The sequence below is a fragment of the Yersinia vastinensis genome (genome assembly GCF_902726565.1).
Classification (GTDB): domain Bacteria; phylum Pseudomonadota; class Gammaproteobacteria; order Enterobacterales; family Enterobacteriaceae; genus Yersinia; species Yersinia vastinensis.
Genome location: NZ_CACVAF010000010.1, coordinates 69,660 through 89,265 on the forward strand (window position 1 = coordinate 69,660; position 19,606 = coordinate 89,265).

Sequence of the window (19,606 nt, forward strand, 5' to 3'; positions counted from 1 at the left end):
TGAACAAATCATCATTCTGTGAGCCGTAGCACAACTATTAGCAATGGAGTATTGTGGCATAAAATTGCACATTCAGGGAGTTTTGCCGATGACCTTAGACTGGTGGCTAACCTATTTGCTGACAACACTGATCCTCAGTTTGTCCCCCGGCTCAGGTGCTATTAACACCATGAGCACCGCTATCAGCCATGGTACTCGCGGAGTTGTTGCCTCAATCTGCGGATTACAGCTTGGGCTAGCGGTACATATTGTGCTGGTTGGCGTGGGCCTTGGCGCATTGATTTCACAATCTTTATTGGCATTTGAAATCTTAAAATGGCTCGGGGCGGCGTATTTAATCTGGCTCGGCATTCAGCAATGGCGTGCAGCGGGCGCACTGGATCTGCATGCACTGGCCAACAGCATGCCACGGCGTAAGCTCTTTAAACGCGCAGTGTTTGTTAACCTGACCAACCCGAAAAGCATTGTTTTTCTGGCCGCGTTATTCCCACAATTTGTGCTGCCGCATCAACCGCAGGTGGCGCAATATCTGATTCTTGGTTGCACCAGTGTGATTGTCGATATCATTGTGATGATTGGCTATGCCACTCTGGCAACACGAATTGCTGGCTGGATTAAATCACCACACCAAATGAAATTACTGAATCGAGTATTTGGCGGCCTATTTATGCTGGTCGGTGCATTACTGGCCACCGCCAGAAAAGTATAAGATGAGTGGCCCAACTGACGCTGAACGGTTGGGCTTGTCCATTAGCGGGATAAAATCAGATGAATACCAAAGCCCGCGAATAACACCCCAGCCAAACCATCAATCCATCGGGATAACCGCTGATAGCCACGGCGCATAACCGGCAAGGCAAACACACAAGCCACCACGCTAAACCAGACGAACGTTTCCCCAACAATCAGGACAAATAAACCCCAGCGAGCGCCAGCACTGACATCATCCCCCACAAATAGAGAGAAAACGCTGCCAAAATAAATAACCGCTTTAGGGTTTGAAAGATTGGTCAAAAAACCGCGAATAAAAGTCCGGCCACGGGCAGGCAACACAACGTGCACCTCAGCCTCTGAAGGCTCCCGTTTTGCACGGGCAGATTTTAGCAACTGCCAACCCATCCAGCATAAATACAAGCCACCGCCGACCATAATAATCTGATGCAACCAAGCCATTTTCTGCAAAATCAGATTCAGCCCCATGAGCGCCACACCCGCCCAGATAACAATGCCCAGCGAAATCCCAACCACCCCCATCATCGCCTCACCCCGCGAGCGGCTGGCGGCGGTTTGCGAGACAAAAAAGAAATCTGGCCCTGGGCTCATTAGCGCCACCAAATGCACCAATGCAACTGTCAAAAATAGCATTAACATGGATAGGTTCTCATCGCAGGAAAAGTGATGTGTTAGTCATCGTTATTATCAACATGGTCACGGATCATCGCCATAAACGGCGCGCCAAAACGCTCCAGTTTACGTTGCCCAACACCATTGACACTCAATAGCTCGCTGGCGGTAATGGGCATCTGTTCAGCCATCTCTAGCAAGGTCGCGTCATTAAACACCACATAAGGCGGAATATTGCCCTCATCGGCGATAGATTTACGCAGTTTGCGTAACTTCGCGAACAATTTGCGATCATAATTGCCGCCATAAGATTTCTGGTTGGCACTACTGCGCACTTTTAAGCTCTGAATACGCGGTACAGCCAGTTGTAAGGGTAATTCAGCACGCAGTATCGGACGTGCCGCTTCCGTCAACTGTAAGGCGGAGAACATCGCAATATTTTGGCTCAATAAACCGAGGTGAATAAGCTGACGTAATACACTGACCCAGTGTTCATGGCTTTGTTCGCGGCCAATACCGTACACCGAGAGTTTGTCATGGCCAAATTCACGAATACGCTGATTATTGGCCCCGCGCAATACTTCAACGATATACCCCAAACCAAAACGCTGCCCCACCCGATATACGCATGACAACGCTTTTTGCGCGTCAGCTAGCCCATCGTAGCGCTTTGGTGGGTCAAGGCAGATATCACAGTTACCACAAGATTGCTGTTTGCCCTCACCAAAATAGTTGAGCAAAACCAATCGACGGCAGGTTTGCGCTTCAGCAAAAGCCCCCATCGCATTAAGTTTATGTCGCTCAATATCTTGTTGTGCACCAGCGGGCTTCTCTTCTAGACAGCGGCGCAGCCACGCCATATCTGCCGGGTCATACAGCAGCATGGCTTCTGCGGGTAAACCATCACGCCCCGCACGGCCCGTTTCCTGATAGTAAGATTCAATCGTGCGAGGAATGTCAAAATGCACCACAAAGCGAACGTTGGGTTTGTTTATCCCCATACCGAAAGCCACCGTGGCAACCACGACTTGCAAGTCATCACGCTGAAATGCTTCTTGCACTTGTGCGCGACGTTCATTATCCAGCCCGGCGTGATAAGCGGCAACGCTCAGGCCACGGCTTTGCAAACGAGCGGTGGTGTCTTCCACTTTTGCCCGGCTGTTGCAGTAAATAATGCCACTTTTACCACGCTGGTCTTGGACAAAACGCCACAGTTGATCGAGCGGTTTAAACTTCTCGACCAGCGTGTAGCGGATATTGGGGCGGTCAAAGCTGCTGACCTGAATCAGCGGCTGATCCAAATTGAGCAAACGCACAATATCGCCACGCGTCGCTTCGTCGGCTGTGGCGGTCAGTGCAATAACGGGCAAATCAGGGAAGCGTTGCTTTAACTGGCCCAGAGCACGGTATTCTGGGCGGAAATCATGCCCCCATTGGGAGATACAGTGCGCTTCATCCACCGCCAATAACGCAGGACGCCACTGATGCAGTTGATCAAGAAAACTGTCCATCACCAGACGTTCTGGCGCGATATATAGCAGCTTAATCTGACCGCTGCGACACCCATCCATCACCGCTAATTGCTGTTCACGTGTTTGCGATGAGTTTAAGCACCCCGCCCCCACGCCATAAGCCAGCAGTTGGTCAACCTGATCTTTCATCAGGGAGATTAAAGGAGAAACCACCAGTGTCAGCCCATCTGTCACCAGCGCCGGAATCTGATAACACAAGGATTTACCCCCGCCGGTTGGCATCACTACCAGACAATCTTGTCCTGATAGGGTGGCGTTGATAATTTCCTGTTGTCCGGGCCGGAATTGCTGGTAGCCGAAAGTCTCTCGCAATACTTGCTCTGCCAGTAATTCCCGATTTATCACTGCTGCGGTTGACACACTCTTCCCCAACTATTAGATCTGCACAGGCCGGCTAACCGGCCTGTGTCTAAAACTTTTCTAACGCCGGATGACGTTAAAGGACATCATTCAACATGATACCCATACCCACCCGAGTTTGCCTAAAGTTATAGTCAATCATTGATTCGCCATAACCGCTGAACACTTGGGTATAGAAACGAACATGCTTAGTGATAGGGTAGCTCCAACCCATTTCAGCGCCGCCGTAACCGGTATTCCAGTTATAGTGGCCATCAACACTGAACACACTATTACCCAATGCATAACCGACTTTCAGGCGGTAATAACCCATGTACTTATTGATATCCGGGTTATCATCTTTTTCATCGCTTTCAGGCAGACGATACCAAGGTTTCAGGTCAATTTCCAAGTCACCGCGCTGGGCCATGACACGGGTATAAATACGATCCCAGCTACGTGACGTTGGGTCTGCCTTACCATTTGACTGGTGGTTATAACCAAACTCGACTTCACGGAATGTCCAGCCGGCAAACTCATAATCGGTTGCCCATGCTAGGAATAATTGCGGTTCATAGTTGGTTTCACGGAAAGGCGAAGATTCATCTTTATTGGATGCCTGCCACCAAGAACGCTGGGTGTAGGACGCACCCAGTAATGAATTATCACCCGCAATACCACGCCAGATCGGAAAGCCTAAACTCAGTTGGAATTTAACTTCGTCCTTTTTGGCATTTTCAGCCCAGTCATAAGAGCTGATGGCGTTTTTATTGATATCACTAGTATAGGTATACAGTAGATAGTTAGTTTCATACGGATAAAGCAGGAATGGATTATCGTGATCCTGCAACATTGCCGCGATAATACTGCCACGCACCGTAGGCGCGTCGTGAATCTTCTCAACCGTTGCGACTTCTGCTTGCGCCAATGCTGGCACCAGTAACAAAGCCATTAATATCTGCCAAAATCTTCCCATTATTCCCCCATCACCTTACGAATTATTTCTATTTGTAATGAAAACAGCTCATTCTACACACAAATGTTATCTGGGATTAGTGTTGTTTATATTTATGATTTAACGACTGGAAAACAACAAAATAGGAGCATAAAATAAACAACTCATTAACTTACAATATTATTGCCAGCCAATAGTAACGAAGAGAACAGAGTACAATGCCAGTAACACCCTTAACGCTAGAAGAAGCTCGCCGTGTCATCGGGGAGATTTTTGTCTATCACATGCCATTCAACCGTGAATTAGGTCTGAAACTAACCCGCTTTGAGCAAGATTACGCTGAAATTACTTTCGACAATAATGACAAGCTGGTGGGTAATATTGCGCAAAGAATTCTACATGGTGGCGTTATCGCCGCTGTGCTGGATGTTGCCGCCGGATTAGTTTGCGTTGGTAACAGTCTGGTTCGCCACGAGCCATTGATTCAAGAACAACTGCAAATGAAACTCGCTAAAATGGGGACTATCGATCTGCGTGTCGATTATTTACGCCCCGGTCGTGGTGAGCATTTTATTGCCAGCAGCAGTATTTTACGCAGTGGGAATAAGGTATCAGTGGCTCGAGTTGAGTTACATAATGAACAGCAAATTCATATCGCCAGCGCAACAGCGACCTATCTGGTGGGGTAATTAGACCCAATAGATTTCGAGTTGCAGGTCGGTGGTAACTGAATAAACCCGAGGAGTTGATATCACTCAATGACTTGGATGAATGATGTTAGCCAGCCCCCTGCATCTTGAAAGATGACAGATATAGACCTTCATCGGTGATGATTAGTCGCTCGAAGTTCAGTACACTCACCGCATCTCCTTTCTTGTTCCGAGCCACACCATGGATAAACAACGAACCCGTCAGGGCATTTTCTTTGCTCTGGCTGCCTATTTTATTTGGGGTATTGCCCCTGCTTATTTCAAGCTAATCCAACAGGTGCCGGCTGACGAAATTTTGACTCATCGGATTATCTGGTCATTTTTCTTTATGCTGATACTGCTTACCGTCAGCCGCAATTGGCCGCAAGTTCGCAGTGCCTGTAGAAATCATAAGCGGCTGTTATTGCTGGCCGTTACCGCCGTATTGATTGCCAGTAACTGGCTATTGTTTATCTGGGCGGTCAACCACAACCATATGCTGGAAGCCAGTTTGGGTTACTTTATTAATCCGTTGGTCAATGTGCTATTTGGCATGCTATTTCTTGGCGAACGTTTTCGTCGGATGCAATGGGTGGCTGTGGCATTGGCTTTTGGCGGTGTGTTAATTCAGCTATGGCAATTTGGCTCATTGCCCGTCATTGGGCTGGGTTTGGCAATCACCTTTGCCTTATATGGCCTGATACGCAAAAAAATTGGGATTGATGCCCAGACGGGCATGCTGGTTGAAACTATGTGGTTATTGCCTATCGCGGCAGTCTATCTGTTCTTTATTGCCGATAGCCCAACCAGCCACCTGAGCGCCAATACCTGGTCTCTGAATATCTTATTAGCCGCCGCCGGGGTGATAACCACTATTCCGCTGCTGTTCTTCACCGCTGCGGCTACCCGTTTGCGCCTGTCTACGCTGGGCTTCTTCCAGTATTTGGGGCCAACACTGATGTTTATTCTGGCAGTAACCTTCTACGGAGAGACTATCGGTAACGATAAAATGGTGACTTTCGCCTTTATCTGGGCGGCATTGTTACTGTTTACGCTAGATGCGCTCTACACCCAACGCAAGCTACGTACCTAACCATCACGCTCCCCCAAGAACTGGAGTTGCAGCTAACGCCTGCAACTCCAAGCGTCAGACTAAAGCCAGTTTTTACGTTTGAAATACAGGTATGGCGCTAAACCGGCAATAATCATCAAGCTAATTGCCCCTGGGTAACCGAACGACCAGCGCAGCTCAGGCATAAACTCAAAGTTCATCCCGTAGCTGGATGCCACCAATGTTGGAGGCAGGAAGACCACCGAGACCACTGAGAAGATCTTGATAATGCGGTTCTGCTCGATATTGATAAAGCCCATCGCCGCCTGCATCAGGAAGTTAACTTTCTGGAACAGGGATTCATTATGTGGCAACAGAGATTCGATATCGCGCAGGACCTCGCGTGCCTGTTCCAATTGGCTGCTTGGCAAACGCGCTTTGCGTACCAGAAAATTCAGCGCCCGCTGAGTATCCATCAGACACAATCGAACTTTCCAGCCGATATCTTCCTGCTCTGCTAAGGTAGACAGCGCCGCATCATACTCATCACCTTGCTGACCTTCCATAATGACGCGGCTCAGTGCTTCCAAATCGCTGTAAATATTTTCGATTTCATCAGCTAGCTGTTCAATTTTGGTTTCGAACAGATCCAACAACAGTTCATAAGCATTGCCATCAACCAGCGTCTGGTTACGTGCACGCATACGGTACAACCGAAATGCCGGTAATTCGCGCTCACGCAGGGTATAGAGACGGCCATCACGGATAGTAAATGCCACAGTCGAGTTACCGGCGTGGTCTTCTGCATCTTCGTAGTAGAAGAAGGAGTGGATATGCAGACCATCCTCATCTTCAAAGAATCGTGCGGAGGCTTCGATATCATCCAGCTCTGGCCGAGTGGCCAGGCTTTGCCCCAATTCAGACTGGACGCGTTCCCGCTCCCCCTCTTCCGGCTCGACTAAATCGACCCAAAGTGAGGTAGTCAGGTCATCTGATTCATCCAGCTCCAAACGGGATAAGCGATTGTTACTTAATTTAAATGCGCTCAGCATGTGCCAAAACTCCCTTGCGGTGTGGATAGGGGAAACGCATTGAAGCACAGAAACAGGTGAGTATTGAAATACCGTTTGTTTCAGACCATAAGGAGATCTGACTCAAAGCGACGGTTTAGCGGGGTCGCTGACAACCACGAAGGCTATCAGCAAAGATGAGGATAGCCTTAGAAGTTGCACCATATGAACAGGTTTTTGAGCCAGTATCTACTGGGTGTGTCCAAGGCGAATGTCCTCATCAAGAATAGTGCGCGCATGTTACGCCGAGAAGAAAAAGACTGTCAACCGGTTAAAAGTAGGTACTCCCTAACGAATATCAGAAAGTGCGACGTAGAGTGATGTGAGTAAAAAAAACCGAGGCCTACAGCAGCCTCGGTTTTGTGTACCCTGCATCTTCATTCAACCAATAATCAGGCAAAATTCACAAACAGGCTTTCCCTTTGGTATTGGCAAATATCAACGTTTTATATTTTTAAACTGCTTAGTGGTGTCTGTCAGTGCAATTTCGGTCGGTAACCGCTCCATAGAACTGGCACCGTAGAATCCATCACATTGTGGGCAATTATCCATGATGTACTGAGCGTCTTCCGGGGTCGAAATTGGCCCGCCGTGGCACAAGACAATAATATCCTCACGCACAGCTTTTGCTGCGGCCGCCCACTCATTAATCAATGGCACGCAATCGGCCAATTTCAGCGCCGTATCAGCACCAATATTACCGCCGGTCGTCAGCCCCATATGAGGAACAATAATATCGGCCCCCGCTTGCGTCATGGCGACAGCATCCGCCGCACTGAAGACATAAGGCGTCGTCAGCAAATCTTTTTCATGAGCCAAGCGGATCATTTCTACTTCAAGGCCATAACCCATGCCCGTTTCTTCAAGATTTGCGCGGAAGTTACCATCAATTAAACCAACGGTTGGGAAGTTCTGCACGCCAGAAAAACCCAAGTCTTTCAACTGGTCCAAAAAGTGATCGAACTGGCAGAATGGGTCTGTGCCATTCACACCAGCCAGTACCGGTGTATTTTTGACGACTGGCAGTACCTCTTTGGCCATGTCGACCACGATTTCATTGGCATTGCCATACGCAAGCAACCCCGCCAGCGAACCACGCCCCGCCATACGGTAACGGCCTGAGTTATAGATAACGATTAAATCAATACCACCCGCTTCTTCACATTTGGCTGACAACCCCGTTCCCGCACCGCCGCCGATAATGGGTTCGCGACGGGCAATCATGTCCCGGAATTTGGCTAATATGGCCTGACGCTGAAATTTTGGCATATGTTTCTCCCCTAATTAAATGGCCCTAATGGGTTGGGCTTTTTGCTATTTCTTTAAAGTTTTCTACCGCAGCCTGTGCAAATTCAGGATCATTAATATTGAACGGATAATGCACTAAGCGGCGTTTGTCGGTTTGAATAACGGTCTCTTCCAGTGTTTGAATAAAGGCTTTCAGGGCTTTTTCATCCCAGAACGGCTGACCGGGAGCATCCAATGCCGAGAAGCCGCCCTCTGGAATTAAGAAGCGCACCTCCCCCTGACAACGATTGAGTTTCTCGCCAATCCAACGCGCCATTTGGATATTTTCTTGCTCAGTGGTGCGCATTAACGTGACTTGCGCATTATGTTTATAGAATAAACGGTCTGAATATTTTGCAGGAATGGTTGCTGGGCTACCAAAATTGACCATATCCAAGGCACCACAGGAGCCGACGTAAGGGATATTAGTGTGGGCAATAGTATCGAATCGTTCTGGCCCACAGGCTAATACGCCATCAAATAACAAGTCACACACTTCGGTGGTGGTCAGGTCCAGCGCTCCGGCCAATAAGCCACTTTCAGCTAATTTTTCCATCGCCTTACCGCCACTGCCCGTGGCGTGGAAAACCAGACAATCATATTCTGACGACAATGCCGCACTGACCGCCTGGATACAGGGAGTGGTTACGCCAAACATGGTCAACCCCAGCGCCGGCTTGTCATCGGTTGCCACCTCAGCTTTGGCAAAGTAAACCGCTCCGGCAATTTGATGGGCGGCATTACTCAATACTCGGCGAGAAATACGATTAAGCCCGGCAATATCGGTGACTGAATACATCATGGCGATATCACTCGCGTCGATATAACCGGAAACATCACCCGAAGCCATAGTAGAAACCATCAGTTTAGGAATACCGATGGGCAAACTTTGCATTGCAGGAGTGATTAATGCCGTGCCGCCAGATCCCCCCAGACCTAACAGTGCAGCAACATCCTCACGGCTATTAATAAACCCCTCGAAAGCCAGCGCCATTGCACTTATCGCCCGCCCTCGATCACCACAAAAGACCGCTTGTCGTCCATCCGGGTGATAGCTCGCGACCATCTCAGCCGAGATATCCGCACCACTGGCCCGTGGACCTTCTTTCGTCGATAAATCAACCGTGACTGTCGTCAAGCCGGTGGCTTTAATCAATTCACTGACATATGTCAGCTCTTCACCTTTGGTATCTGTCGTGGTCGCAATATAAATTTGACGAGGCATCTGAACATCCTTCTATGAATGCGCTAACAGCTCACTTTTTATTGGATATTTATGTTCTTTCACTGCTGGATAATGAAGCGAGTTGGTTAAGATGGAACCATATTGAGACTGTAGTATCATTTGCGCAAAGTGCATTATTCAATTATGAGACTCTAGTCTCATAATTAGTTTGAATGCAGGGTTCTTTCGTGGCGATGTGTGCAAACGGTTTGTTATAGTGAGAACAAAGACGACCAGTCCCTCAGGAGGGACCGTGAATAATCAGGGTAAACAAGAGCGCGCTTCTCCCTCGTTAACCACCATCAGGGCCAGAACCCGGCGGTTACTCATCGACACCGCAATGTCGATGTACGAGCAAGGCGCGTTTCCATCCATAACCGAAGTGGCCAATGCCGCTCAACTTTCCCGTGCTACGGCTTATCGCTATTTCCCAACACAAAGTGCGCTGGTTTCTGCCATGGTTGACGAAAGCCTTGGCCCGATATTGTCGTGGAAACCGACCCAACCCGATGCTCGTCAACGCATTGCTGAGTTACTCTCCTTTGCTTATCCGCGCATGTTGCAACACGAAGGCGTGCTGCGAGCCGCGTTGCATCTCTCATTACAGCAATGGGCTGATAACCGTAATCATCCAAACGATGAAGAAAAGTTAGTTCGTGGTAACCGTAAGCGGCTACTAAAGTTGGCCGTCGAGCCATTGGAAGGCAAGCTGGCACCAGAAGCACTGCAACGGGTAATCCATGCCTTTTCATTAATTTACGGGTCAGAAGTTTTTATGGTGCTCAAAGATATTTGGCACTTAGATGAAGCAGGAATTCAGGATGTCACTCAATGGATGGGCAAAGCTATTTTGTTGCAGGCGGAAACCGATGCACGTCTAGCCGCTCAGGATGAAAGCGAAAAACGCTAACACCGCTGCGGCGCCATGGCCACAGGGTTGACCCAAAGTCATTGGTGTTGCAGCAAGGCAGCAAATGAACGCAGCCCGATGAGCTTACTCAGGTAAGTGATTCGGGTAAGTGAATGCCGCTAACACCGCTACGGCGCCAAGGCCACAGGGTTGACCCAAAGTCATTGGTGTTGCAGCAAGGCAGCAAATGAACGCAGCCCGATGAGCTTACTCAGGTAAGTGATTCGGGTAAGTGAATGCCGCTAACACCGCTGCGGCGCCAAGGCCGCAGGGTAAACCCAAAGTCATTGGTGTTGCAGCAAGGCAGCAAATGAACGCAGCCCGATGAGCTTACTCAGGTAAGTGATTCGGGTAAGTGAATGCCGCTAACACCGCTACGGCGCCAAGGCCACAGGGTAAACTTAAACCGCTTCTAATCTGGCATAGGCCGCTACAAGCCACTTAATCCCCTCTCCGGGGAAAGCAACCTGCAACCGGCTGTGCTCGCCACTGCCTTCCAAATTAACCACGGTGCCCTCGCCAAATTTAGGGTGGCGTACGCGCTGCCCTAATGAGAAACCACTGTCATTTTCATTCATCGGTGTCCCCATGCGACGGTGATTGACCGGGCGAGAGACGGTGGCACGCAGCCGCACTTCTTCAACACATTCTTGTGGCAGTTCACCGATAAAACGTGATGGGCGGTGATTGACTTCTTTGCCATACAGACGGCGGCTCTCTGCATAGCAGAGCGTCAGTTTTTGCATAGCACGGGTAACACCAACATAGGCTAGCCGGCGCTCTTCTTCCAAACGGCCACCTTCATCCAGTGACATTTGGCTCGGGAACATCCCTTCTTCCATTCCGACGATGAATACCTGCGGGAATTCCAAACCTTTAGCTGAATGAAGAGTCATCAATTGCACTGCATCCTGATAAGCATCGGCCTGCCCCTCTCCGGCTTCCAGCGCGGCATGGGAGAGAAACGCCTGTAGCGGCATCAGATCCTGATCTTCATCCTGATAACTGTATTGGCGCGTAGCATTAACCAACTCTTCAAGGTTCTCAATACGTGCCTGACCTTTTTCGCCTTTTTCCTGCTCGTACATTGACCACAGGCCAGAGTCACGAATAACGCGATCAGTTTGCACATGCAGTGGCATATCGGCGGTTTCATGGGACAACGAGTCCACCAGCTCAACAAAACGTTGCAACGCGGAAGCTGCACGGCCCGCCAGCACTTTTTCCTGTAACATGGCTCGAGTTGATTGCCACAAGGTTAACTGGCGGTCACGGGCGGTTTGACGTACCACATCTAAGGTACGATCCCCAATGCCGCGGGTCGGTGTATTGACCACTCGCTCAAAAGCGGCATCATCATTACGATTGGAAATTAAGCGTAAATAAGCCAATGCATCTTTAATTTCCTGACGCTCGAAGAAGCGCTGACCGCCATAAATACGGTATGGCATCGCTGCCTGCAATAAAGCCTCTTCCAGCACACGTGACTGGGCGTTGCTTCGATACAAGATGGCGCAATCATTCAACGCACCGCCGTTGTCTTGCCAAACTTTAATGCGGTTAACCACAAAACGGGCTTCATCCAACTCATTAAAGGCACAATAGAGCGAGATAGGCTCGCCTTCGGCTCCTTCTGTCCACAGGTTTTTGCCCATGCGACCATCGTTGTTGGCAATCAAGGCGTTAGCAGCCGTCAGGATATTGCTGGTCGAGCGATAATTCTGCTCCAGACGGATAGTTTCAGCGCCAGGGAAATCTTTCAGGAAGCGTTGGATATTCTCAACCTGTGCCCCACGCCAGCCATAGATTGACTGGTCGTCATCGCCGACGATCATTACATTGGAGCGCTCGCCAGCCAGTAGCCGAATCCAAGCGTATTGAATATTGTTGGTGTCTTGGAACTCATCCACCAGAATATTGGTAAAACGTTCACGATAATGATTAAGAATATGCGGTTTGTTCAACCACAGTTCGTGGGCGCGCAGCAGCAACTCGGCAAAATCGACCAGCCCCGCGCGATCACAAGCTTCCTGATAAGCTTGGTAGATGCGCAACCAAGTGGCTTCAACCGGATTACCGTAGCTTTCAATGTGCTGCGGGCGTAACCCTTCGTCTTTTTTGCCGTTGATGTACCACATTGCCTGACGTGGAGGCCATTGTTTTTCATCTAAATTCAATGCCTTAACTAAACGTTTCAATAAACGTAGTTGGTCATCGCTATCAAGAATTTGGAAATCCTGCGGCAAATTGGCATCCATATGGTGGGCGCGCAGCAGACGGTGCGCTAGCCCATGGAAAGTCCCAATCCACATCCCCCCCTGACTGGTGCCAATCAAATGCTCAATGCGATGGCGCATTTCAGCGGCTGCTTTATTGGTGAAAGTCACCGCGATAATGGAATAGGGAGAAGCGTTTTCGACCGACAATAGCCAAGCAATTCGATGAACCAGTACTCGAGTTTTGCCACTGCCCGCACCGGCCAGTACCAACAGGTTGCAGCGTGGCGCAGCCACGGCTTCGCGTTGTTTTTCATTTAGGCTGTCGAGCAGATCAGAAACGTCCATAGGCACCGTTCATCGGGTAAGGGAAAATAGCTAAATCGCCGGTTATCCGACGATTTTACCAGCATTTCACTGTGAATTTATACAGAGTTATTGCAGAGGATTATAGCAATGCTGTCAGGGAAGCCAACTGCGAAATCTCAATATGTGGCAATAACCGGCTATCTTGGGCAGTCATCAGACTTTGTTGACGATCGTTAATCCAGCATGCTTGCATGCCACAACGTAGCGAACCGGCGACATCAGTGGTCAAATCATCGCCGACATGCAAAATATGTTTCAACGGAATATCCAGATGATTAGCCGCTTTATGGTACATATCACGGAAAGGCTTGGCGCGGCCATGAGGGCCGGAGCGCAACACAAACTGGAAATAACCGTCCAGACCACACGCTTTGGGATCGGCATTGCCATTGGTGATCGCCACCAATGGGTAATGTTGAGCCAGCGCGCTGAGTGTGTCATGCGTGGCCGGCGGCACATAGATGCGGCTACGCCATACGGCAAAATTTTCCATGGCGGCATCAGCACCACATTGCGCTTCTGATTTGCTCAGGCCATGGCGAATTAGCCCCAGCTCAATAGCATGCCAGCGCCACTGAGTGACATCGTGGTAAATATCGGGATCTTGCGCCAGTAATTCACTGCGAAAACGTTGAAAATCTGCAGCTTGCAACTGTGCCAAGTTGGGATGGTACTGCTGTAAAAATGCCACAGATTCTTGTTCTGTACGGGTAATGACTGGCCGATTGTCGTACAGGGTGTCATCCAAATCGAAAGTAATGGCAGAAATCTGCTCAAGTGGACGATAAAAATGCATCAAGATTTGCCTCGTTTGGCCCGTGGATGAGCAGCATCATACACTGTTGCCAGATGTTGAAAGTCAAGATGGGTATAAATTTGTGTGGTCGTCAGATTGGCATGGCCGAGCAACTCTTGTACCGCGCGTAGGTCACCGCTGGATTCCAACATGTGAGTGGCAAAAGAATGGCGCAGTTTATGAGGATGAATATGGCTGCTGACTCCTTGCTTTACACCCCACTCTGCAAAGCGTTTCTGCACATTCCTTGCTGAAATTCGTTTACCGGTATTTGCTAAAAAAATGGCGTCATCTTGCGGTTCAAACAGTTCACGCAGCGCTAACCAATGCTCTAACCAAGTAACGGCTGTCTTGCCTATTGGGACTTTACGCTCTTTACTGCCCTTACCCATCACCCAGACTTCGCCACTGGCTAAGTCCACATGCTTACAGTTCATGCCAACCAGTTCAGATAAACGCAAGCCCGCGCCATACATCACCTCCAACATGGCCCTATCACGCACGGCCAGCGGATCATTAAGATCGATATCCAGCAGTTTATCGACTTCATCAACATCAATATTTTTTGGCAGATGGCGGCCAGAGCGCGGGGTACTGACGCCTTTCGCCGGGTTGGCTTGCAATACCCCCTGACTGACTAACCAATCAAGGAAACTGCGTAACGCCGAGAGCCGTAAAGCGAGGCTGGATGAGTGCAAACCCGCACGTTTACTGCGAGAAACCAGTGAACGAACTTGAGCGGCATCCAGCGTTTGCCAATGCGCCAGACCCATTTGCTCGCCTATGTCCATCAGTGCCTGTAGCTGACGCCGATAGCTGATGATGGTGAGAGGGCTGAGTTGTCGCTCTACTTTTAGATAACGCAGGAAAGCCTCTACCTGCGGAGCAAGCGAGGCACTGAATTCGGTCATACCGGTTCTATCCAACGCTCCAGCAGGCTTGGCAATAGCGTCGATAACTGATTTAGCATCACGGTGCCCATGCCTTGCTGATAATGCTGTGTATCGCGGCTACTGAAGATAATAACCCCCAGATCGCCATCTTTACCTAACAATGACAACGCCGCTGACCCGACTAGCTTGGCTTGAGGCAATAACAGCAACAGTTCTGGCCCGTTTAGGCTCCCCAAATAGTGGCGCTCGTTACCTAACCGCTGGATGCGCATTGGCTCAAAAGCGTGGCGTGACAGACCTAAATGCGTGAAATCAGATGGCGCACCGATTTGCCAGCGGTCAGTGAACAACCGGACATTGGCACCGGCCAGCCCGAAATCTCTCGCCCAGCGCTGCAAGCGGTTGAGCATATCTTGCAAGCTACTGGCGGCGGCAAGGTTGCCTTGCAGTTGCAGTAAGCGGTTGAATAACACTTCATTCAGCCCCGCCTGCTCCATCAATAAAGTGATCTCTTCTTCCAACTGGCTTATCTGGTTACGCTGACGCCCCAGTTGCCACTCCACCAGCGAGACCGTGCCTCTCACCGGATGAGGGATATGCATCTGTTCGACCAAACGCGCGTTGCGAATAAAGAAGTCGGGATTTTGCAATAAATACTGCATAACAGCATCGTCATCTAGCTCGATGCCTGCTAGCGCCTGCTCCTCATAACTTTTCATGTAACACCCGTCATACATCACCACTCGTTATAAATGGATAAACCCGTCGTAAACATGGGTGGCAGGCCCGGTCATATACAGTGGATGGCCCGGCCCTTTCCAACTGATTTGTAAACTGCCACCAGATAATTCGACATGAACATCTTCACCTAATAATTCTTGTTGGATCCCAACAGCAACCGCTGCACAGGCCCCACTGCCACAGGCCTGAGTTTCACCAGCACCGCGTTCATACACACGCAAACGGATATGTTCCCGGCTCACGACCTGCATAAAACCGATATTCGCCCGCTCAGGGAAACGCTCATGGCTTTCTAATACTGGGCCTAGCAACGCAACATTGGCAACCGAAACGTCATCGACCTGCATCACACAATGGGGATTGCCCATCGATACGACACCACAGAGCACCGTGTGTTCCGCTGCACGTAAAATGTACGTTTTCTCCGCTTTTGCCGCACGGAAAGGGACTGTCTGCGGGTCAAAATTAGGTTCACCCATATTGACACAGACTAGCTCGTCTTCAGTGACACTCAATATCATACGGCCCGTTTGGGTACTCACACTGATATCGCGCTTATTGGTCAATCCTTTCAATCTGACAAAACGGGCAAAGCAACGTGCGCCATTGCCGCACTGAGCAACTTCGCTGCCATCGGCATTAAAAATACGGTAGTGAAAGTCCAGTTCAGGATCGTAAGGTGGCTCAACCACCAACATCTGATCAAAGCCCACGCCAGTGTGCCGGTCTGCTAATCGGCGGATCAACTCCGGCGAAAAGTAAACATTTTGGGTAACTGCATCGACAACCATAAAGTCGTTGCCAAGACCGTGCATTTTGGAGAACTGCATTTCATACTCCGCTGACTTTCATTTACCTGCTAAATTTTCGGTACTGGCTAAATTCGGTACTGACTTCATCTGGCTGCGATAAGGATAATCACTGAGGCCCGGCGATGCTCTGGGTCTGAGAATTTTGCTGATTACGCTCAATGTTGCCACTATCTTGCTGGGTCGTTTCTACTTTTGGCTTATCTGATGGTGGGAAGTATAACGGACCTTTCAAACCACAGCCGGAGAGCGCAAACACCATCATTGCCGTTAACAGCCAACGTAATTTATTTTTCATTTTTAACGCCTGTAACCTGTTTTGATATCAATAAACCGTTTTGACGCGGATATTCGTATTAATGCCTGTAATTTTTGCGTCTAAGGTCTCTATAATCGCAGGTGGATCATGAAAAGCAATAGGAATTGAATATGAACGACAGCGAGTTTCATCAGTTAGCCGATCAATTGATGCTTTGCATTGAAGAGACACTAGATGGTTTTACCGGCGATAGTGATATCGATTATGAAACCAATGGTGGGGTGATGACTCTGACTTTCGACAATGGCAGCAAGATTGTTATCAATCGCCAAGAGCCATTACATCAGGTATGGCTGGCAACAAAAGCAGGCGGTTATCATTTTGATTTCCGCGATGGGCATTGGTATTGCTCACGCAGTGGCGAAGAGTTTTTCAGCAAGTTATCTGAAGCAGCCACCGCCCAAGCGGGTGAAGAGATTCGTTTCGACGAATAACACCAAAGACACAGCTCAATCCCCCACGACCTCAAGGACGCAGGGGATTTAATGTAGCTGGAACTGCTGCGGTTGTGCAGGCGCATTCATTTCTTTATCAACAATATGCAGATGTGACAGCGTATTGCTGCGGAAAGGAATCACCTGAGTCCGGCCATCTAACTGCACAATTTGGTAGAATTGCGGCAGATTGAAGTTGATAAAACTGGAGCCGTAGGTAAAGCGATCATGGGAAGATGAATAGAAACGGCTAACATCCCGCACCAACTCCTCTTTACTGCCTTCGCAATGGTGATAAACCTCAACGCGGTTCGTCTCATCAAGAATATAAATATTAAAACCTTTTTCATCTGCAGTGCCTTCGAAGAAGAACTGAATAATCCCTTCACTGGCAAAGCCGTCCACCACTGGCGGCAGATGAATTTGATCCGTTTCAACCTGAATAGATAACCCATGCAGCTTGTTATTGGAAATCGCGCCATAGAATTCGACGGCATTCTCCAGTTTCTGAACCGAGACACTCAGGCGCTCAAAGAACAGCCCCCATGTCTGACCCGAAACACGCACGGCTTTAAAGCGGCCCGGTTCCTGACGAGTACTCGACAGCCGCAATTCAATACATTCAGAGACCAACTGCTGGATACGGGTGCGAATCAAGCCACGTAAATGTTGGCTGTAACAGAACACATCCACCGATTCTGGTGGAGCCGCATCCTGATGCATTTTGCCTAAAATCGTTTTCAGTGCTTCCAATACCGCTTGCTCACCACTGAAATGCAGCGTACGCACTTCATTCCATGAGTTGCGGTATAGCAAATCTATACTGCCAACCAGACACTGTTGCTGCTCGCCAAAGCTGAAGACATCCAGTTTGCGGAAATCAAAATGGACCACCTGATTGCGGAAGGCTGCAGTTGGATCGTTTTCCAGATTGACAATAATGGCCAAATGGCGAATTTCGCACGGACTGTATAAGGCTTTTGGTGTCGGTGCAGGTAAGCGTAACGGGAAGTGATGAGAAATATCAGTCACCAGTTCCTGTAGCTTTACGGTATCGCACAGATTGGCACTTTTAATATGCAGCCGAGTCTTGCTGGTCAACAAACCGTTGAAATAGGCCCATGACACCAGTTTGTTCAGATAACGGTTATATTCCAGCGGCTGGTGGCTGACGATAGCCTCCATAGAAGGGGCCTGATTATACAAATACCAGCCTGGACGGTTGGCTCGGCCCGCTGGCACATGAATAAAAGTCAGGTGCTCTTCAGAAAGATCCGGTGAAATCTGCGGGTTAACCAGTGTCACTTTACCCGGTAGCGCTTCAAATGCCGCATACAGTTTACGGGTCAATACCCCAATATCCTGCGGACTGGCGCTAACACTCAAGTTATTGCGGCGCGCAAAGCGAATCAAATTGCGATAGCTTTGCATCATTGCATCTAATAACTCGTTATGCGCTTCACGCACACGTTCAATCTTCCAGTTCGCGCGGTTATCCAACACGGCCAAATTCTCGTCACTCCATCCCCACTCGCTGACCAGTTGACTAAGAATTTCACGCCGCCACCCAACGCTCGCTGGAGTACGGGATAATTTCTCACACACTTTCAGATAGAAACAACGGCGCACCAAGTTCAACCGAGTTGTGTCGTTGATCTGGGTAAGATAACGGGTAACGCGATCGAGCATCATGCAGTAAGCATCTAGACCAAACGCCACGATTTCACCGGCATGCAGACGCTGCTTGATTTCCATCGCTAACAATTGAGAGTTTGGGTACTCCCAAGAGTAGGCTTCGAGCAATACAGTTTTCAATACCGCCTTATAAGGCGAATCGATACTCTTGTACAACTGCCACAAACTGGCACCGAAATACTCTTCGGCTGACAGGGTGCTCAAACCACCCAGATCCAGCCACTCATTCGGTGTTAATACGCCCTGCGCATAGAGCGACAGCACGTAATCATCGTAATTATCTTCTTCTTCAACGGGCACCATATTCCACAGAATACGTTTTCCCGCTAGGCGAACCGCACTACGGTAAAATTCATCCAGCAATAGAATATGTTGGGTTGAACCACAATCTTCACCGCCCAGACTGCCGCTGGCATTGTGACGAAAACGGTTTTCATCTATTAAGAAGAAGCTGACCTCAACACCCATCGATGCAGCCCATTTTTCCAACAGGCTACATTTTTTTTGCAAGCGGTTACGCTCTTCTGAATCCAGCCAGGCTTGGTGACATACCCAGATGTCCAGATCGGATGTATGGCACTGACCAATAGATGAAGTGCTCCCCATAGAGTAAACGCCGGTAATTGGCAGTTCGCCACCGACACTTTGCTCTAAAGGCTGACCCCATTTGGCTTCAACTTCAGATAGATAATCTTGCTGCGTTTCATTAGGCGTGAAAAGGCAGATGCCATGGGGAACGTTACCATCAAGGTAACCCGGCATCAGTGGGTGATGACAATGTAGTAGGGTCGGTAGCAGACTGTAGACTTTTTGGAAGGCTGGCCCCATCGCCGCCAAAGCGCGATCGACTCGTAATTGGTTGATCGCATCCAGTCGCTGTTTCAGTGTCTCGATGTAGAGGTACAAGACGTCTCGCCTGATTGTTCCGGTGC

Annotated in this window: 18 protein-coding genes; 5 read left to right on the top strand and 13 right to left on the bottom strand. The window is 49.2% G+C overall.

Annotated elements, in window-relative coordinates:
* Positions 1 to 88: 88 nt before the first annotated feature.
* On the top strand, positions 89 to 709 hold the full coding sequence (rhtB, locus tag HUZ92_RS15525; RefSeq protein WP_050100971.1) for a homoserine/homoserine lactone efflux protein: 621 nt from the start codon (positions 89 to 91) through the stop codon (positions 707 to 709).
* A 41-nt stretch (positions 710 to 750) separates the two neighbouring features.
* Here the strand turns inward: rhtB and rhtC are convergent, their stop codons facing one another.
* The 3 genes from rhtC to pldA all read right to left on the bottom strand — a co-directional run bounded on the left by rhtC (position 751) and on the right by pldA (position 4,191).
* Positions 751 to 1,371 (bottom strand): threonine export protein RhtC, encoded by a 621-nt coding sequence (gene rhtC / locus HUZ92_RS15530; RefSeq protein ID WP_050141120.1) that lies wholly within the window; start codon positions 1,369 to 1,371, stop codon positions 751 to 753.
* Positions 1,372 to 1,403: 32 nt separating this feature from the next.
* The gene (recQ, locus tag HUZ92_RS15535) at positions 1,404 to 3,236 is read right to left on the bottom strand and encodes an ATP-dependent DNA helicase RecQ (RefSeq protein WP_050100969.1); all 1,833 of its coding nucleotides are present in this window, start codon (positions 3,234 to 3,236) and stop codon (positions 1,404 to 1,406) included.
* A gap of 76 nt (positions 3,237 to 3,312) precedes the next feature.
* Positions 3,313 to 4,191, bottom strand: coding sequence for a phospholipase A (gene pldA, locus HUZ92_RS15540; protein WP_050100968.1), 879 nt, complete (start codon positions 4,189 to 4,191; stop codon positions 3,313 to 3,315).
* Between the two features lie 197 nt (positions 4,192 to 4,388).
* Here pldA and HUZ92_RS15545 point away from each other — a divergent pair, with 197 nt between their 5' ends.
* Both HUZ92_RS15545 and rarD read left to right on the top strand, forming a co-directional pair.
* Entirely contained in the window at positions 4,389 to 4,859 is a 471-nt protein-coding gene (locus tag HUZ92_RS15545) for a thioesterase family protein (RefSeq protein WP_050100967.1), read from the top strand.
* A gap of 202 nt (positions 4,860 to 5,061) precedes the next feature.
* Positions 5,062 to 5,952: an EamA family transporter RarD gene (gene rarD / locus HUZ92_RS15550; RefSeq protein ID WP_050100966.1), complete on the top strand. Its 891-nt coding sequence runs from the start codon at positions 5,062 to 5,064 to the stop codon at positions 5,950 to 5,952.
* A gap of 59 nt (positions 5,953 to 6,011) precedes the next feature.
* Here the strand turns inward: rarD and corA are convergent, their stop codons facing one another.
* From corA to HUZ92_RS15565, 3 genes are all read right to left on the bottom strand, one after another.
* Entirely contained in the window at positions 6,012 to 6,962 is a 951-nt protein-coding gene (gene corA / locus HUZ92_RS15555; protein ID WP_050100965.1) for a magnesium/cobalt transporter CorA, read from the bottom strand.
* 456 nt (positions 6,963 to 7,418) lie between these two features.
* Positions 7,419 to 8,249, bottom strand: coding sequence for a phosphoenolpyruvate hydrolase family protein (locus HUZ92_RS15560; protein ID WP_050100964.1), 831 nt, complete (start codon positions 8,247 to 8,249; stop codon positions 7,419 to 7,421).
* Between the two features lie 25 nt (positions 8,250 to 8,274).
* Positions 8,275 to 9,492: a Tm-1-like ATP-binding domain-containing protein gene (locus HUZ92_RS15565; protein WP_145580144.1), complete on the bottom strand. Its 1,218-nt coding sequence runs from the start codon at positions 9,490 to 9,492 to the stop codon at positions 8,275 to 8,277.
* A gap of 253 nt (positions 9,493 to 9,745) precedes the next feature.
* Between HUZ92_RS15565 and HUZ92_RS15570 the strand changes: the two genes are divergently transcribed.
* The gene (locus tag HUZ92_RS15570) at positions 9,746 to 10,402 is read left to right on the top strand and encodes a TetR/AcrR family transcriptional regulator (protein ID WP_050100962.1); all 657 of its coding nucleotides are present in this window, start codon (positions 9,746 to 9,748) and stop codon (positions 10,400 to 10,402) included.
* Between the two features lie 401 nt (positions 10,403 to 10,803).
* Here the strand turns inward: HUZ92_RS15570 and uvrD are convergent, their stop codons facing one another.
* The 6 genes from uvrD to lptM form a co-directional block, all read right to left on the bottom strand.
* Positions 10,804 to 12,966: a DNA helicase II gene (gene uvrD / locus HUZ92_RS15575; RefSeq protein ID WP_050100961.1), complete on the bottom strand. Its 2,163-nt coding sequence runs from the start codon at positions 12,964 to 12,966 to the stop codon at positions 10,804 to 10,806.
* A gap of 100 nt (positions 12,967 to 13,066) precedes the next feature.
* Positions 13,067 to 13,783 (bottom strand): 5-amino-6-(5-phospho-D-ribitylamino)uracil phosphatase YigB, encoded by a 717-nt coding sequence (gene yigB / locus HUZ92_RS15580; RefSeq protein WP_050100960.1) that lies wholly within the window; start codon positions 13,781 to 13,783, stop codon positions 13,067 to 13,069.
* Positions 13,783 to 14,694, bottom strand: coding sequence for a tyrosine recombinase XerC (xerC, locus tag HUZ92_RS15585; RefSeq protein WP_050100959.1), 912 nt, complete (start codon positions 14,692 to 14,694; stop codon positions 13,783 to 13,785). Before xerC ends, yigB begins: the two co-directional genes overlap by 1 nt.
* Positions 14,691 to 15,395, bottom strand: coding sequence for a DUF484 domain-containing protein (locus tag HUZ92_RS15590; protein WP_050100958.1), 705 nt, complete (start codon positions 15,393 to 15,395; stop codon positions 14,691 to 14,693). Before HUZ92_RS15590 ends, xerC begins: the two co-directional genes overlap by 4 nt.
* Before the next feature lie 27 nt (positions 15,396 to 15,422).
* Positions 15,423 to 16,247: a diaminopimelate epimerase gene (gene dapF, locus HUZ92_RS15595; RefSeq protein ID WP_145580145.1), complete on the bottom strand. Its 825-nt coding sequence runs from the start codon at positions 16,245 to 16,247 to the stop codon at positions 15,423 to 15,425.
* Positions 16,248 to 16,335: 88 nt separating this feature from the next.
* Positions 16,336 to 16,524: an LPS translocon maturation chaperone LptM gene (gene lptM, locus HUZ92_RS15600; RefSeq protein ID WP_050140307.1), complete on the bottom strand. Its 189-nt coding sequence runs from the start codon at positions 16,522 to 16,524 to the stop codon at positions 16,336 to 16,338.
* Positions 16,525 to 16,655: 131 nt separating this feature from the next.
* Between lptM and cyaY the strand changes: the two genes are divergently transcribed.
* Complete coding sequence (gene cyaY / locus HUZ92_RS15605; RefSeq protein WP_050100955.1) at positions 16,656 to 16,979, top strand: iron donor protein CyaY; 324 nt, start codon at positions 16,656 to 16,658, stop codon at positions 16,977 to 16,979.
* A 48-nt stretch (positions 16,980 to 17,027) separates the two neighbouring features.
* Here the strand turns inward: cyaY and HUZ92_RS15610 are convergent, their stop codons facing one another.
* Positions 17,028 to 19,580, bottom strand: a complete 2,553-nt coding sequence (locus tag HUZ92_RS15610) for a class I adenylate cyclase (RefSeq protein ID WP_050100954.1) — start codon at positions 19,578 to 19,580, stop codon at positions 17,028 to 17,030.
* Positions 19,581 to 19,606: the final 26 nt, after the last annotated feature.